Source organism: Micromonospora sp. NPDC049801 (assembly GCF_040656575.1).
Lineage (GTDB): Bacteria > Actinomycetota > Actinomycetes > Mycobacteriales > Micromonosporaceae > Micromonospora.
Genome location: NZ_JBFAMS010000007.1, coordinates 345,296 through 361,650 on the forward strand (window position 1 = coordinate 345,296; position 16,355 = coordinate 361,650).

General features: G+C 69.1%; 11 protein-coding genes. All 11 read right to left on the reverse strand.

Annotated features, from left to right (window positions below; genetic code table 11):
- Nucleotides 1-175: 175 nt before the first annotated feature.
- The gene (fusA, locus tag AB0I89_RS16195; RefSeq protein ID WP_357126520.1) at nt 176-2,272 is read right to left on the reverse strand and encodes an elongation factor G; all 2,097 of its coding nucleotides are present in this window, start codon (nt 2,270-2,272) and stop codon (nt 176-178) included.
- A gap of 76 nt (nt 2,273-2,348) precedes the next feature.
- Nucleotides 2,349-2,819: a 30S ribosomal protein S7 gene (rpsG, locus tag AB0I89_RS16200; RefSeq protein WP_007465317.1), complete on the reverse strand. Its 471-nt coding sequence runs from the start codon at nt 2,817-2,819 to the stop codon at nt 2,349-2,351.
- Nucleotide 2,820: 1 nt separating this feature from the next.
- Complete coding sequence (gene rpsL, locus AB0I89_RS16205; RefSeq protein WP_007465318.1) at nt 2,821-3,195, reverse strand: 30S ribosomal protein S12; 375 nt, start codon at nt 3,193-3,195, stop codon at nt 2,821-2,823.
- 501 nt (nt 3,196-3,696) lie between these two features.
- The gene (locus tag AB0I89_RS16210) at nt 3,697-4,077 is read right to left on the reverse strand and encodes a hypothetical protein (protein ID WP_357126604.1); all 381 of its coding nucleotides are present in this window, start codon (nt 4,075-4,077) and stop codon (nt 3,697-3,699) included.
- A gap of 849 nt (nt 4,078-4,926) precedes the next feature.
- Complete coding sequence (locus AB0I89_RS16215) at nt 4,927-5,295, reverse strand: hypothetical protein (protein WP_355050766.1); 369 nt, start codon at nt 5,293-5,295, stop codon at nt 4,927-4,929.
- Between the two features lie 94 nt (nt 5,296-5,389).
- On the reverse strand, nt 5,390-9,277 hold the full coding sequence (locus AB0I89_RS16220; RefSeq protein WP_357126524.1) for a DNA-directed RNA polymerase subunit beta': 3,888 nt from the start codon (nt 9,275-9,277) through the stop codon (nt 5,390-5,392).
- 78 nt (nt 9,278-9,355) lie between these two features.
- Nucleotides 9,356-12,787 (reverse strand): DNA-directed RNA polymerase subunit beta, encoded by a 3,432-nt coding sequence (locus AB0I89_RS16225; RefSeq protein ID WP_357126527.1) that lies wholly within the window; start codon nt 12,785-12,787, stop codon nt 9,356-9,358.
- A 571-nt stretch (nt 12,788-13,358) separates the two neighbouring features.
- The gene (gene rplL, locus AB0I89_RS16230; RefSeq protein ID WP_007465324.1) at nt 13,359-13,742 is read right to left on the reverse strand and encodes a 50S ribosomal protein L7/L12; all 384 of its coding nucleotides are present in this window, start codon (nt 13,740-13,742) and stop codon (nt 13,359-13,361) included.
- A 52-nt stretch (nt 13,743-13,794) separates the two neighbouring features.
- On the reverse strand, nt 13,795-14,343 hold the full coding sequence (gene rplJ / locus AB0I89_RS16235) for a 50S ribosomal protein L10 (RefSeq protein ID WP_355050769.1): 549 nt from the start codon (nt 14,341-14,343) through the stop codon (nt 13,795-13,797).
- A 336-nt stretch (nt 14,344-14,679) separates the two neighbouring features.
- The gene (locus AB0I89_RS16240) at nt 14,680-15,369 is read right to left on the reverse strand and encodes a hypothetical protein (protein ID WP_355050770.1); all 690 of its coding nucleotides are present in this window, start codon (nt 15,367-15,369) and stop codon (nt 14,680-14,682) included.
- Nucleotides 15,366-16,205 carry an ABC transporter ATP-binding protein gene (locus AB0I89_RS16245; protein ID WP_357126532.1) on the reverse strand — a complete coding sequence of 280 codons (840 nt, stop codon included), beginning with the start codon at nt 16,203-16,205 and terminating at the stop codon, nt 15,366-15,368. Before AB0I89_RS16245 ends, AB0I89_RS16240 begins: the two co-directional genes overlap by 4 nt.
- Between the last annotated feature and the right edge of the window lie 150 nt (nt 16,206-16,355).

Below are 16,355 nucleotides of genomic sequence, written 5' to 3' on the forward strand. Positions count from 1 at the left end.
CGCGCCGGTCGGCGCTTAGGACTCTGTCGACAGCCTTTCCGGCCTGACGGCCGGAGAGCCTTTGTGGGTTCTGCGGCGATGAAGCCTACAGGCCCGGTCTCACGCGATCCGATCGTGGTGGCCGCGGGCGGGTTGAGTCACCCGCGACCGACCACGAATCACCTGCTCGGGGCAGTTACTCGCCCGTTGCCTTCGCGATGATCTCCTTCGCGACGCTCTGCGGAACCTCCGCGTAGGAGTCGAACTGCATGCTGTAGCTAGCCCGGCCCTGGGTCTTCGACCGCAGGTCGCCGACGTAGCCGAACATCTCCGACAACGGCACCAGAGCCCTCACGATGCGGGCGCCGCTGCGCTCCTCCATCGCCTGGATGATGCCGCGGCGGGAGTTGAGGTCACCGATGACGTCACCCATGTTCTCCTCAGGAGTGGTGACCTCAACGGCCATCATCGGCTCAAGCAACGCGGGATCGGCCTTGCGGGCCGCGTCCTTCATCACCATCGAGCCGGCGATCTTGAATGCCATTTCCGACGAGTCGACCTCGTGGTACTGACCGTCCAGCAGCGTCAGCTTCACACCGACGAGCGGGAAGCCCGCGAGGATGCCGTACTGCATGGCGTCCTGCGCACCGGCGTCGACCGACGGGATGAACTCCCGCGGGATGCGACCGCCGCTGACGGCGTTGGCGAACTCGTAGGTCGGCGAGTCGTTGTCCAGCGGCAGCGGCTCGACGCTCACGATGACGCGGGCGTACTGGCCGGAGCCACCGGTCTGCTTCTTGTGGGTGTACTCGACCTTCTCCACCTTGCGGCGGATGGTCTCGCGGTACGCCACCTGCGGCTTGCCGACGTTGGCCTCGACGTTGAACTCGCGGCGCATCCGGTCGACCAGGATGTCCAGGTGCAGCTCGCCCATGCCGGAGATGACCGTCTGACCGGTCTCCTCGTCCAGCTGGACGCGGAAGGTCGGGTCCTCCTCGGCCAGGCGCTGGATGGCCGTGCCCAGCTTCTCCTGGTCAGACTTGGTCTTCGGCTCGATCGCCACCGAGATGACCGGCTCCGGGAAGGTCATCGACTCCAGGATGACCGGGTTCGCCGGGTCGGAGAGCGTGTCGCCGGTGGTGGTCTGCTTGAGACCCTGCACGGCGATGATGTCGCCGGCCTGCGCCGACGGACGCTCTTCCCGCTTGTTGGCGTGCATCTGGTAGATCTTGCCGATCCGCTCCTTGCGGTCCTTGGTGGAGTTGACCACCTGGGAGCCGGAGTCGAGCGTGCCGGAGTAGACGCGCACGTAGGTGAGCTTGCCCAGGTGCTTGTCCGTCTGGATCTTGAAGGCCAGACCGGAGAAGGGCTCCGAGTTGGACGGCTTGCGCAGCAGCGGGGTCTCACCGTCGGTGGCCGTACCCTCGATCGCCGGAACGTCCAGCGGCGACGGCAGGAAGTCGACCACGGCGTCGAGCATGGGCTGGACGCCCTTGTTCTTGAACGCCGAGCCGCACAGCACCGGGTTGGCCTTGCCGGCGATGGTGGCACGCCGGATGGCGGCCTTGATCTCCTCGATGGAGACCTCCTCGCCTTCCAGGTACTTCTCCATCACCGAGTCGTCGACGTCGGCGAGGGTCTCCATCAGCTTCTCGCGCCACTCGGCCGCGGAGTCGGCCAGCTCGGCCGGGATCTCCTCGATCGCGTAGTCCTCACCCTTCTGGGTCTCCCCGCGCCAGGTGAGGGCGCGCATGCCGACCAGGTCGACGACACCGATGTGGTCGCCCTCGAGCCCGATCGGGATCTGGAGCACCAGCGGGGTGGCGTTGAGCCGGTCGATCATCATCTGCACGCAGCGGAAGAAGTCGGCACCGGTCCGGTCGAGCTTGTTGACGAAGCACATCCGCGGGACGTTGTACTTGTCGGCCTGCCGCCAGACGTTCTCCGTCTGCGGCTCGACGCCGGCGACACCGTCGTAGACCGCGACCGCACCATCCAGGACCCGCAGCGACCGCTCGACCTCGACCGTGAAGTCGACGTGGCCAGGCGTGTCGATGATCTGGATCGTGTGGCCCTTCCACTCACACTTGGTGGCAGCGGAGGTGATGGTGATACCACGCTCCTGCTCCTGCTCCATCCAGTCCATGACGGCGGCGCCCTCGTGGACCTCACCGATCTTGTACGTGATGCCGGTGTAGAACAGGATTCGCTCGGTGGTCGTGGTCTTACCGGCATCGATGTGCGCCATGATGCCGATGTTGCGTACGTTGGCGAGCGCGTCTGCGGCGGCCACTTCAATCCCTACTTATCGTCGTCTCGACTCAACTGGTGGCGGTTCCGGCGCCCGGTGGGCGCCGGAACCTCAGGTGTTACCAGCGGTAGTGCGCGAAGGCCTTGTTGGACTCGGCCATCTTGTGCGTGTCCTCGCGCCGCTTGACGGCGGCGCCGAGGCCGTTGCTCGCGTCCAGCAGCTCGTTCATCAGCCGCTCGACCATGGTCTTCTCGCGCCGGGCGCGGGAGTAGGTCACCAGCCAGCGCAGGCCCAGCGTGGTCGCCCGGGTGGGGCGAACCTCGACCGGCACCTGGTAGGTGGCGCCACCGACACGACGGCTGCGCACCTCGAGGGTCGGCTTGACGTTGTCCATCGCCCGCTTGAGGGTGACGACCGGGTCGGTGCCGGACTTCTCGCGGCAGCCCTCGAGGGCCGCGTACACGATCGACTCGGCGAGCTGGCGCTTGCCGCGCAGCAGGATCTTGTTCACCAGCTGGGTGACCAGCGGCGAGTTGTACACCGGGTCAGCGACCAGCGGCCGCCGCGGAGCGGGTCCCTTACGCGGCATGTCAGCTCTTCTCCTTCTTCGCGCCGTAACGGCTGCGCGCCTGCTTGCGGTTGCGGACACCCTGGGTGTCCAGCGAGCCGCGGACGATCTTGTAACGCACGCCGGGGAGGTCCTTCACACGACCGCCACGCACGAGCACGATCGAGTGCTCCTGCAGGTTGTGGCCGACACCCGGGATGTACGCGGTTACCTCGATCTGGCTGCTGAGCTTGACACGAGCGACCTTGCGCAGCGCCGAGTTCGGCTTCTTCGGGGTGGTGGTGTACACGCGGGTGCACACGCCGCGCCGCTGGGGAGACCCCTTGAGCGCAGGGGTCTTGGTCTTGGTCGTCTTGGCCTGACGGCCCTTTCGGACCAGCTGCTGAATGGTGGGCACCGGGTTTCTCCGCTCCCTTCGGCCGCTGTCTGCGGCCGCGCCGTCTGCTCGTTAGCCAGCCTGATGACCGGCTCTCCTACATTCCGACCAGGGTCACCTTGCGGAGGCCCCGGCACCCGCGGTCGGGCGTGTCGCCCAGCTCACGGTCCCGGTGCGGACGCTGTCGCGGACGTACCGGGTTTTCTGTCACCGGCACGCGGATCGCCCCGCTCCGGATCTTTGGCTTGTCATGCCGCCGTCCGGACTCCGGAACCAGCGCACGCACGAGTTGCCCGGGCACGCCCGGGCACAAGGGGAAAGAGTACCTACCACAGCCGCCCAGGTCAAAACGGAATGGGTCGGCGAACGTCTCACCCCTCGCCGGCCGGATCGCGTCCCGCCTCGGCACCCGCGATGGGCACCTACAAACACAAGTGTACCGGCTTCCCCGCCGAAGCACCCGTCGCCCCCGGGCAGGCCCCCAGGCACCACCTGATCCACGGACCCGTCCCCGCGCCCCTGTCACGTCAGACTGATCAGCAACCCCAGCCCCAGACCCAACAGGCTCAGCAGGGCGCCCGCCGCGCCGCAGCTGACGCCGGCCACCGCGAGCCCCCGACCGGTGAACCGCACCGCCGACGGCGCCGCCGCCCGGCGGATCTGTCGCTGGCCCAGCAGGCCGGTGACGACCGCTGCCAACCCCGCCAGCACCCCCAGCACCGTGAAGGCGCCCGAGACCCACACTCCCCCACGGGCCCCGAAGGCCACACCGACGCAGATCACCAGCAGCGAGACCAGGATCGACGCGATGCCGGCCACCAGCGACCCCGTCGCCAGCCCGGCGGTCACCGGCGGCACGTCCAGGTGCACCACCCCGAACGGGGTGCCGGGCACCGCCTCCACCCGCTTCGGCGGCCTCCGCTGCTCATCGGTGGGTGGCGGCACCGGCCGGGCGGGGGCCGTACCCCAGGCGGGGAAGTGCCCCGGCACCGGCTGCCCCCAGGGGCCCGGCCCGGACGAGGGCTGCCCCCAGCCGGGCGGTCCCGACGATGGGTGGCCCCAACCGGCCGGCGTGCCCGGTCCGGACGGTGGCTGCCCCCACCCGTCTGCGGCGGCGGGCCCCGACGGCGGTTGGGCCCAGCCGTACGGCACCGGCGTACCGGCGGCAGGGTGGGGCTGGTGGTAACCGGGCGGGAAGACCCCGCCCCACTCGGCCGCGGGCGGACCCCAGGCGGGCGAGGGCGGCGGACCCCAGCCCGCCGACGAGGGCGTACCCGCAGCAGGGGCGCCGGTCGTCGGCGCCGGCTGTCCGCCCGCCTCCGGTTGCGCCCACTCACTCCACGCCGAGGGCATCGGCCCGAAATCCGAAACCGGTGCGGACGACGCGCTCGACGCCGGCGCGGTGGAACCGGAATCGGAGGAGGCAGGTGAGCCGACCCCCGGGGAAGACGCCGCGGTCGGATTCGGGCCGGAGGTGGCATCGACAGCTGGTTTCGAGGGAGCCGCGTCCGGAGCCGGCGCGGAGGAGGCCACGCCGGGAGCCGGCGAGCCGGGAGCCGCGTCCGGACCCGGCGAGCCGGGAGTCGCGCCCGGAGCCGGCACGTCAGGATGCCCGGCTGGTTCGTCCGCCGGGGGCCGCGCCGGTTCCGTCACGAAGTCCTCCTGTCGACTGGGCCGCCAGCGCGCGGCGGACACCGGCCAGGCTACCGCCGGAGGCGGCGCCGTCCGCGCCGGGCGCGGTCGCCGCATGCCTCAATCCATGTTCGAGGGGTAGTCGTGGCCGAACGGCGTGCCCGCCAGCCGGACCACGCCGATCACCACGACGACGACCACGCTGACCGCGACCAACGCCAGACCGGTCCAGGCCATCCGCTCCCCCCGCCGCAGCCAGACGCTTCCGGTGAGGAAACCCCCCGAGGCGTACGCCTCCCGGCGGGCCTGCCGGGCCAGCTGGAGCGCCACCGTCGCGGGCACCACCCCGCCGATGAACAGCCCGGTCAGCATGCCGAGCAGACCCAGCGCGAAGACCGCCCGCGCCTTGGTGGCGCGGGCCGGATCCGGGTCGAGCGGGTGGCGCAGGCCTGAAGAGGCGACGGACACCTGCCCGGATGCGGTCGTCATGCCTCCATCATGCCCAACCCGGTCCGCTGGCAGGGCGGTCCGGGAACGACGAGGCCCCCGGGCGGATGCCGGGGGCCTCGTCGTTGTCTGGTGCTTAGCGGTACGACCCGAAATCGAAGTCGTCCAGCGGCACAGCCTGCCCACTGGCCGGCCCGAAACCGTAGTCGGTCTCCGGGTAACCGGTCATCGAGTAGACCTTGGCCTTGGCCTCCTCGGTCGGCTCGACCCGGACGTTGCGGTACTTGCTGATGCCCGTACCGGCCGGGATGAGCTTACCGATGATCACGTTCTCCTTGAGGCCGACCAGCGAGTCGCTGCGCGAGTTGATCGCAGCGTCGGTCAGCACCCGCGTGGTCTCCTGGAAGGAGGCCGCGGAGAGCCAGGAGTCGGTGGCCAGCGAGGCCTTGGTGATACCCATCAGCACCGGACGGCCGGCGGCGGGCTCGCCACCCTCCGACACGAGTCGGCGGTTCTCCGACTCGAACAGCGCCCGGTCGACGAGCACGCCCGGCAGGAACTCGGTCGAGCCGGAGTCGATGACCGTCACCCGCTTGAGCATCTGGCGGATGATGATCTCGATGTGCTTGTCGTGGATGAGCACACCCTGCGAGCGGTAGACCTCCTGGACCTCACTGGTCAGGTGGACCTGCACCGCACGCGGACCCATGATCCGCAGAAGCTCGTGCGGGTCGATGGTGCCCTCGGTCAGCTTCTCGCCGACCGCGACGTGGCCGCCGTCGTGGGTCCGGAGCTTGACGCGCTTCGAGATCTTGTCGTAGACGATCTCTTCGCTGCCGTCGTCCGGCACCACGATGATCTTCCGCGAGCGCTCGCCGTCCTCGATGCGGATCCGACCGGGGGTGTCGGCGATGGGCGCCTTACCCTTCGGGACCCGGGCCTCGAAGATTTCCTGCACACGCGGCAGACCCTGGGTGATGTCCTCACCCGCGACACCACCGGTGTGGAAGGTACGCATCGTCAGCTGCGTACCCGGCTCACCGATGGACTGGGCGGCGATGATGCCGACGGCCTCACCGATGTCGACCGACTTGCCGGTCGGCAGCGAACGGCCGTAGCAGGCCGCGCAGACGCCCAGCTTCGACTCGCAGGTGAGCACGCTGCGCACCCGGACCGTCTCCACACCAGCGGCGACGATCTTGTCGACCCCGATGGAGTTGATGTCCTGGCCGCGCTCGGCCACCACGGTGCCGTCCGGCCCCTTGATGTCGTCGGCCAGGGTCCGGGCGTGCACGCTGGTCTCGGCGTGGGTGTGGACGACGAGCTTGCCGTCGAGCTTCTCGCCGATCTGCATCGGGATCGCCCGGTCGGTGCCGCAGTCCTCCTCGCGGATGATGACGTCCTGGGAGACGTCCACCAGACGACGGGTCAGGTAACCCGAGTCGGCGGTCCGCAGCGCGGTGTCGGCGAGACCCTTACGGGCACCGTGCGTGGAGATGAAGTACTCCAGCACGGACAGACCCTCCCGGTAGCTGGCCTTGATCGGCCGCGGGATGATCTCGCCCTTCGGGTTGGCCACCAGACCACGGATCGCCGCGATCTGCCGGAGCTGGAGCAGGTTACCGCGAGCACCCGAGTTGATCATCTTCCACAGTGGGTTCTCCTGCGGCAGCGCGGTGTCCATCTCCTTGGCGACCTCGTTGGTCGCCTTGGTCCAGATCTCGATGAGTTCGCCGCGACGCTCCTCGGCGGTCATCAGACCACGCTGGTACTGCTTGTCGATCCGGTCGGCTTCCTTCTCGTACTTCGCCAGGATCTCCGCCTTGCGCGGCGGGGCGATGACGTCCTCCATGCCGATCGTCACGCCGGACCAGGTGGCCCAGTGGAAGCCGGCCTCCTTGAGCCCGTCCAGGGTGGCCGCGAGAGCCACCTTGGGGAAGCGCTCGGCGAGGTCGTTGACGATCGCGGAGAGCTGACCCTTGCGGATCTCGTAGTTCACGAAGCGGTAGCCCTGCGGCAGCGTCTCGTTGAACAGCACCCGACCGAGGGTGGTCTCCACGGTCAGCGGCTCACCCTCGACCCAGCCCTCCGGAGCGGTCCACGCCTCGGCGCCGGCGCCGTTGTCGACACCGATCACGTTCCGCAGGCGGATCTTCACCGGAGCCTGCAGGTGCAGCTCGCCGTTGTCGAACGCCATCCGCGCCTCGGCGTCCGAGCTGAACGCCCGGCCCTCGCCCTTCTCACCGGCGGTGAGGTGGGTGAGGTGGTACAGGCCGATGACCATGTCCTGGGTGGGCATGGTGACCGGCTTGCCGTCGGCCGGCTTGAGGATGTTGTTCGACGACAGCATCAGGATCCGCGCCTCGGCCTGGGCCTCGGCGGACAGCGGCACGTGCACCGCCATCTGGTCACCGTCGAAGTCCGCGTTGAACGCGGTGCAGACCAGCGGGTGGATCTGGATGGCCTTGCCCTCGACCAGCTGCGGCTCGAACGCCTGGATGCCCAGACGGTGCAGGGTCGGCGCCCGGTTGAGCAGCACCGGGTGCTCGCCGATGACCTCTTCCAGCACGTCCCACACGACCGGGCGCTGACGCTCGACCATCCGCTTGGCGGACTTGATGTTCTGCGCGTGGTTGAGGTCGACCAGCCGCTTCATGACGAACGGCTTGAACAGCTCCAGGGCCATCTGCTTGGGCAGGCCGCACTGGTGCAGCTTGAGCTTCGGGCCGACCACGATGACCGAACGGCCGGAGTAGTCGACGCGCTTGCCCAGCAGGTTCTGGCGGAACCGGCCCTGCTTGCCCTTGAGCATGTCGGACAGCGACTTGAGCGGGCGGTTACCCGGACCGGTGACCGGCCGGCCACGACGACCGTTGTCGAACAGCGCGTCGACGGCCTCCTGGAGCATCCGCTTCTCGTTGTTGACGATGATCTCGGGCGCGCCGAGGTCGATCAGCCGCTTGAGGCGGTTGTTCCGGTTGATCACGCGGCGGTACAGGTCGTTGAGGTCCGAGGTCGCGAACCGGCCACCGTCGAGCTGCACCATCGGGCGCAGGTCCGGCGGGATGACCGGGACGCAGTCCAGCACCATGCCGAGCGGCGAGTTGCGGGTGTTCAGGAACGCCGCGACGACCTTGAGCCGCTTGAGCGCCCGGATCTTCCGCTGGCCCTTGCCGGACCGGATGGTCTCGCGCAGGCTCTCGGCCTCGGCGTCGAGGTCCATGTTCTGGACCAGCGCCTTGATGGCCTCCGCGCCCATCGAGCCGGTGAAGTACTCACCGAACCGGTCGCGCAGCTCGCGGTAGAGCAGCTCGTCGGTGACAAGCTGCTTCGGCTCCAGCTTGCGGAAGGTGTCCAGCACCTCGTCCAGGCGGTCGATCTCGCGCTGGGCCCGGTCGCGGATCTGGCGCATCTCGCGCTCTCCGCCCTCCTTGACCTTGCGCCGGACGTCCGCCTTGGCACCCTCGGCCTCCAGCTCGGCCAGGTCGGCCTCGAGCTTGGCGGCCCGCTTCTCGATCTCCGAGTCGCGGCTGTTCTCGGACTGCCGCTTCTCGGCCAGGATCTCGTTCTCGATCGTCGAGAGGTCACGGTGACGCGACTCCGCGTCCACGCTCGTCACGACGTACGAGGCGAAGTAGATGATCTTTTCGAGATCCTTCGGGGCGAGGTCCAGCAGGTAGCCCAGCCGGCTCGGAACGCCCTTGAAGTACCAGATGTGGGTCACCGGAGCGGCGAGCTCGATGTGCCCCATCCGCTCACGACGAACCTTGGAGCGGGTCACCTCGACGCCGCAGCGCTCGCAGATGATGCCCTTGAACCGGACGCGCTTGTACTTACCGCAGTAGCACTCCCAGTCCCGCTGCGGACCGAAGATCTTCTCGCAGAAGAGCCCGTCCTTCTCCGGCTTCAGGGTGCGGTAGTTGATGGTCTCAGGCTTCTTGACCTCGCCGTGCGACCACTGACGGATGTCGTCGGCGGTGGCGAGACCAATGCGCAGCTCGTCGAAGAAGTTGACGTCGAGCACTATGTCCCCTATGTCGTCGTCTTTACAGCTAGATCACGGGCGGGGGTCGGGAGCCCGAAGGCCCCCGACCCGCACCACTTACACCTCTTCGACCGAGCTCGGCTCGCGCCGGGACAGGTCGATGCCCAGCTCCTCCGCGGCCCGGAACACCTCGTCGTCGGTCTCGCGCATCTCCAGGGCCACACCGTCGCTGGACAGCACCTCGACATTGAGGCACAGCGACTGCAGCTCCTTGAGCAGCACCTTGAACGACTCCGGAATGCCCGGCTCCGGGATGTTCTCGCCCTTGACGATGGCCTCGTAGACCTTCACCCGGCCGAGCACGTCGTCGGACTTGATCGTGAGCAGCTCCTGCAGGGCGTACGCGGCGCCGTACGCCTGCATCGCCCAGCACTCCATCTCACCGAAGCGCTGACCACCGAACTGCGCCTTACCACCCAGCGGCTGCTGCGTGATCATCGAGTACGGACCGGTCGACCGAGCGTGGATCTTGTCGTCGACCAGGTGGTTGAGCTTCAGGATGTAGACGTAGCCGACCGCGATCGGGTCCGGCAGAGGCTCACCGGAACGACCGTCGAACAGCTGCGCCTTACCGGTGCGCCCGATCAGCTGCTTGCCGTCCCGGTTGGGCAGGGTCGACTCGAGCAGACCGGAGATCTCCTCCTCGCGGGCACCGTCGAAGACCGGGGTGGCCACGTTGGTGTCACCCTCGGACTCGTGCGCGTCGATCGAGCGGAGCTGGCGCTTCCACTCGGCGTCGTCACCCTCGACCTTCCAACCGGTCTTGGCCACCCACCCGAGGTGGGTCTCCAGAACCTGGCCGATGTTCATCCGGCTCGGCACACCGAGCGGGTTGAGCACGATGTCGACCGGGGTGCCGTCCTCGAGGAACGGCATGTCCTCGACCGGGAGGATCTTGGAGATGACGCCCTTGTTGCCGTGCCGGCCGGCGAGCTTGTCGCCGTCCTGGATCTTGCGCTTCTGGGCGACGTAGACCCGGACCAGCTCGTTGACGCCCGGCGGCAACTCGTCGCCGTCCTCGCGGGAGAACGTGCGCACACCGATGACCGTGCCGGTCTCGCCGTGCGGCACCTTCAGCGAGGTGTCCCGAACCTCACGCGCCTTCTCACCGAAGATCGCGCGGAGCAGTCGCTCCTCCGGGGTCAGCTCGGTCTCACCCTTGGGCGTGACCTTGCCGACCAGGATGTCGCCGGGAACGACCTCGGCGCCGATCCGGATGATGCCGCGCTCGTCGAGGTCGGCGAGCATTTCCTCGCTGACGTTCGGGATGTCGCGGGTGATCTCCTCCGGACCGAGCTTGGTGTCCCGGGCGTCGACCTCGTGCTCCTCGATGTGGATCGAGGTGAGCACGTCCTGCTGCACGAGGCGCTGCGACAGGATGATCGCGTCCTCGTAGTTGTGGCCCTCCCAGCACATGAACGCCACCAGCAGGTTGCGTCCGAGTGCCATCTCGCCCTCGTCGGTGCAGGGACCGTCGGCGATGACCTGACCGGCCTCGACGCGGTCGCCCTCGAAGACGACCGGCTTCTGGTTGACGCAGGAGCCGGCGTTGGAGCGGCGGAACTTGTGCAGCAGGTACGTCCGGCGGTGGCCGTCATCCTGGTGGATGGTGACGTAGTCGGCGCAGAGATCCTCGATCACACCGCCGACCTCGGCGACCACCACGTCGCCAGCGTCGACCGCGGCCCGGTACTCCATGCCCGTACCCACGAGCGGCGCCTCGGCCTTGACCAGCGGCACCGCCTGGCGCTGCATGTTCGCGCCCATCAGTGCCCGGTTGGCGTCGTCGTGCTCGAGGAACGGGATCATGGCGGTCGCGACCGAGGTCATCTGCCGGGGCGAGACGTCCATGTAGTCGACGGCACCGGGGACGACGTCCTCGGTCTCGCCGCCCTTACGACGGCAGAGCACCCGGTCCTCGGCGAACGTGCCGTCAGCCTTCAGGCGCGCGTTGGCCTGGGCCTTGACGAACCGGTCCTCCTCGTCCGCGGTCAGGTAGTCGATCTGGTCGGTGACCCGACCCTCGACGACCTTCCGGTACGGCGTCTCGATGAAGCCGAACGGGTTGACCCGGGCGAAGGTGGACAGCGCGCCGATCAGGCCGATGTTCGGGCCTTCCGGCGTCTCGATCGGGCACATCCGGCCGTAGTGGGACGGGTGCACGTCGCGGACCTCGAAGCCGGCCCGCTCCCGGGACAGACCACCCGGGCCGAGCGCGCTCAGCCGACGCCGGTGGGTCAGGCCCGCCAGCGGGTTGGTCTGGTCCATGAACTGGGACAGCTGCGACGTACCGAAGAACTCCTTGATCGCCGCCACCACCGGGCGGATGTTGATCAGGGTCTGCGGCGTGATCGCCTCGACGTCCTGCGTGGTCATCCGCTCGCGGACGACCCGCTCCATCCGGGAGAGGCCGACCCGAACCTGGTTCTGGATCAGCTCGCCCACGGTACGGAGGCGCCGGTTGCCGAAGTGGTCGATGTCGTCGGCCTCGTAGCCGTCCTCACCGGCGTGCAGCCGGCACAGGTACTCCACGGTGGCGACGATGTCGTCCTCGGTCAGCGTGCCGGTGGTGATCGGCACGTCGACTTCGAGCTTCTTGTTGAACTTGTAGCGCCCGACCTTGGCCACGTCGTACCTCTTCGGGTTGAAGAAGAGGTTGTCGAGCAGGGTCTGGGCGTTCTCGCGCGTCGGCGGCTCGCCAGGGCGCAGCTTGCGGTAGATGTCTAGCAGGGCCTCGTCGGCGCCGGCGATGTGGTCCTTCTCGAGCGTGGTCATCATCAGCTCGGACCAGCCGAACTTCTCACGGATCCGCTCGGCCGACCATCCGATGGCCTTGAGCAGGACCGTGACGGCCTGCCGGCGCTTGCGGTCGATACGTACGCCGACCGTGTCGCGCTTGTCGATGTCGAACTCCAGCCAGGCACCCCGACTCGGGATGACCTTGACGCTGGAGAGGTCGCGGTCGGAGGTCTTGTCCGGCTGCTTGTCGAAGTACACGCCCGGAGACCGGACGAGCTGGCTGACCACGACGCGCTCGGTGCCGTTGATGACGAAGGTGCCCTTGGGCGTCATCATCGGGAAGTCACCCATGAACACCGTCTGGCTCTTGATCTCGCCAGTGGTGTTGTTGGTGAACTCCGCGGTCACGAAGAGCGGAGCGCAGTAGGTCAGGTCCTTCTCCTTGCACTCCTCGATCGAGGCCTTGACCTCGTCGAAGCGCGGCGCCGAGAAGGAGAGCGACATGGTGCCGGAGAAGTCCTCAATGGGACTGATCTCTTCAAGGATCTCCGCGAGACCCGAGCGTGCGTGCGGGTCGTCCGCCGACCGGCCCTGCCAAGCCTCGTTGCCGACGAGCCAGTCGAAGGACTCGTTCTGGATGGCAAGGAGGTTGGGGACCTCGAGGTGTTCGGTGATCCTGCCGAATGAAACTCGGCGGGGAGCGAATGCGCTCGACGTACGACTGGTCTTCGCAGGGCGGGAAGCTGCCAAGATGCGTCCTTCCGAGGACCGGTGCTGCAGAACGGCTGGTACGCGTGCACTCCAATGACCCCACCAGAATTATCCGTAAACGGACATTTCCGAGCAGGGGTCAAGTCGGAAGGCAGCGCAAACTAGCAGTGTAGCCGAGAGGCTAACCGCTGTCCAGCCCACCCCGCAGGTCGTTTGCGGAACGCTCCTCGGCCCCCGTTCACCGGGGTCTGCCGGGCCGCTCAGAACGCAACTCCCCACTGGGCCGCTCGGGTGACCGCGACCGATGGTGCCGTCGCTGTCATTACCCACATCGTGGCCGTCGCAAGCGCGGTGTCTTGCTGGTGTCAGGGTGCCTGTCAGGCCGGGGCCGCGTCAAGGGCCGGTATCCGGGTCGTCGGTTCTTTCCCACCTCAGGAGGATCCGGTCGTTCGTGCGGATGATCCCGCGCCGACCATCGGCGCCCAGCTCAGCACGGTTGTCGCCCGGTCCACGAAACACGGCGGGCGGTGATCCGTGTCGGATCACCGCCCGCCGCGACGCGACCGTGTCCCAGCTCACCGAGCCGGGTACGCGCAGGTTGGAGCTCAGGTCACTTGAGGGTGACCTTGGCGCCCTCACCCTCGAGCTTGGCCTTCGCCTTCTCGGCGGTCTCCTTGTTGACCTTCTCCAGGATGGCCTTCGGCGCGGACTCGACCGCGTCCTTGGCCTCCTTGAGGCCCAGGCCGGTCAGCTCACGCACGACCTTGATGACCTGGATCTTCTTGCCACCGTCAGCCTCGAGGACGACGTCGAACTCGTCCTTCTCCGGCTCGGCCTCGGCGGCGGCCGGAGCGCCACCGGCGGCGGCAACCGCGACCGGAGCGGCGGCGGTGACCTCGAAGGTGTCCTCGAACTGCTTCACGAACTCAGAGAGCTCGATCAGCGTCATCTCCTTGAACGCGTCGAGCAGCTCGTCGGTGCTGAGCTTCGCCATGTCTGGCGTCCTTTCTAAAGGTTGTTAAAGAACGTGGGTGCGCCGCGCGGCCTCAGGCCGCCTCGGCGCCCTCCTGCTCGCGCTTCTTGTCCGCCAGGGCGGCCGCCGCGCGGGCGGCCTTGGAGAGCGGAGCCTGGAACAGGGCCGCGGCCTTGCTCAGGTTGCCCTTCATCGCGCCGGCCAGCTTGGCCAGCAGCACCTCACGGGACTCCAGGTCGGCGAGCTTCGTGACCTCGGCCGCGGAAATGGCCTTGCCCTCGAAGACACCGCCCTTGATGACGAGCTTCGGGTTGGCCTTCGCGAAGTCGCGAAGCCCCTTCGCCGCCTCGACGACGTCGCCCGAAACGAAAGTCAGCGCGGTAGGACCGGTGAACAGCTCGTCGAGGCCGGTGATGCCCGCGTCCGTCGCGGCACGCTTCGCCAGCGTGTTCTTCGCGACCGTGTAGCTGGTCTCGGCACCGAGCGATCGCCGCAGCTGGGTGAGCTGGGAAACCGTCAGACCGCGGTACTCGGTCAGCACGGTAGCGCCCGCGCTGCGGAAGCTCTCGGTCAGCTCAGCGACGGCCGTGGCCTTGTCGGCTCGGATCGGCTTGTCCGCCATGTCCCTCCTCTCTCGTTGCTCGAGGCTGGTCCCCGGGCACGGCCGAAGCCGGAGCGGGGACGAAGGCAGCACGACAACGAAAAGCCCCGGCGCAGGGCGCACGGGGCGAGGGCCGGCGGGAAGTCACGGTCGGCGGACCATGCTCACTGCCGAATTACGCTTGCCGCCCTACGCGGGTCGCCCGTCGTCGCGGGGCCTTCGACCGTGCCGAAGCACGGTGACCAGCGGTCTCTGGGTGGTTCCTTATCCGCAATAACACGGATGAGGTTAAGAGTACGTGCCGCCGGGACCAGCGCCAAATCGCCCCCGGTGAGCCGGGTCACGCCGCCGGGCCACTCAGCCCTGGGCCCGCCGCCGCCACAGGTAGCCGGCGGTGACCGCCACGCTCCACGCCAGGGCCCAGGCCGTGAGCCCGAGCAGGGTCAGCGCGGCGGCGTCACCCGCCGTCGTCCGGGCGGTAGCCATGATCGGCGGTACCAGCCAGGGCGCGACGGAACCACGCAGGCCGAGCGCCACCGCGCCGACACCGCCGAGGGCCAGCACCGCGACGCCGTACGCGGCACCGCCCACCGACGCCCGGCTGGCCAGCGCGCCGAGGGCAACCGCGGCGGGTACGGCCAGCAGGTGCGCCCACAGCCCCAGCGCGATGCCGACCGGCACCGACCGGTCACCCGGCTCGACCGGGCCGGTGACCCCACCCACCAGCCACGGAAAGAGCAGCGCGACGGCCACCGCGACCAGCGCCGCCGCGCCGGCCGCCAGGAGTCCGGCGAGACGCTCCCGGGCCACCCCGACGGTCACCTGGGCCAGCCGACGCTGCACGTCCGGCTCGATGTCCAGCAGGATCTTGGTCTGCCAGGCGAGCACCGGGAAGAGCACCACCGCCGAGACGCCGTACGCCTCCGCCGGCTGGGACCGGCCGCCGCCGTAGAGCGTGCCGAGGACGACGAGGCCGGCGAGCAGGGGCGCCAACGCCCGTCCGGTACGCAGGAAACCCGCCAGCCGCATCCGCACCAGCGCGTTCATCGGCCCTCCCCGGTGTCGGGCTCGACCATCGCGTCGGCCGCCCCGAGCCGCGCCGACGTGGCCGACGGGGTGGGCGGATGCGCCTGGGGTGGGGTGGTGGAGGCGTCGGCGCGTACTCGGAGGATCTGATGGCCCTCGGCGCGCAGGCGGGCGACGGTGCCGGCGACCCGCGCGGCCGGCACCGCGACCTCGACCACCGCGATGGCCTCCTCGTCGGCGGGCGCGGTCTCCTCGGTCAGCACGCCCGCGGCCACCGACCAACGGCGCGCGGCCGGCAACCGGACCGTCTCCCCCCGGTGGTCGCTGACCAGGACCGTGCCACCGTCGGCCAGCACCTCGTCGATCAGCTCGGGAACCAGCTCGCGGGTCGCGGCGTCCAGGCCCTCCCACGGCTCGTCGAGCACCAGCAGGCCCGGCGCCCGCAGCATGGCCTGGGCGAGGCCGACCTTCTGCGCGGTGCCCTTGGACAGCTCCGCGAGGCGCACCGAGCGGAACGCGTCCAGCCCGAGCCGCCGCGTCCAGGTCGTCACCGCCTCGTCGGCGGCCGAGCGTCCCAGCCCAGCCGCGCGGGCCATGCCGGTCAGATAGCGGGACACGGTGAAGGGCTGATCGGCCGGGAAGCGCTCGGGCACCCAGCCCACCCGGGCCGGCCGGTCGACGACCCGACCCCGGCCCGGCCGCAACACCCCGGCGGCCACCTGGAGCAGGGTGGACTTGCCCACCCCGTTGCGGCCCAGGACGACCGCAACCTCACCCGGGCCGATCTGCGCGTCCACGCTCCGCAGCACCCACGGACCCCGCCGGTGGTACCGCAACCAGACGTTCTCCAGCCGCATGCGGACGAGCTTGCCACACCCGGAACGCGCCGGGGCGCCGCCACGATCGTGGCGGCGCCCCCCGGGGGCGCTGTGTGGGGGCCGGCGGCGGGCGGGGGCGCGGGGGCGGTGGTGAGCACGGTGGGGGGGGGCGGGGAACCCCGGCCCCGA

What these genes read in the sequence shown, in the direction of transcription:
- rpsG (WP_007465317.1), bottom strand. Translation starts at nt 2,819, where the DNA reads ATGCCGCGTAAGGGACCCGCTCCGCGGCGGCCGCTGGTCGCTGACCCG.
- AB0I89_RS16215 (WP_355050766.1), bottom strand. Translation starts at nt 5,295, where the DNA reads ATGACGACCGCATCCGGGCAGGTGTCCGTCGCCTCTTCAGGCCTGCGC.
- rplL (WP_007465324.1), bottom strand. Translation starts at nt 13,742, where the DNA reads ATGGCGAAGCTCAGCACCGACGAGCTGCTCGACGCGTTCAAGGAGATG.
- rplJ (WP_355050769.1), bottom strand. Translation starts at nt 14,343, where the DNA reads ATGGCGGACAAGCCGATCCGAGCCGACAAGGCCACGGCCGTCGCTGAG.
- AB0I89_RS16240 (WP_355050770.1), bottom strand. Translation starts at nt 15,369, where the DNA reads ATGAACGCGCTGGTGCGGATGCGGCTGGCGGGTTTCCTGCGTACCGGA.
- AB0I89_RS16245 (WP_357126532.1), bottom strand. Translation starts at nt 16,205, where the DNA reads ATGCGGCTGGAGAACGTCTGGTTGCGGTACCACCGGCGGGGTCCGTGG.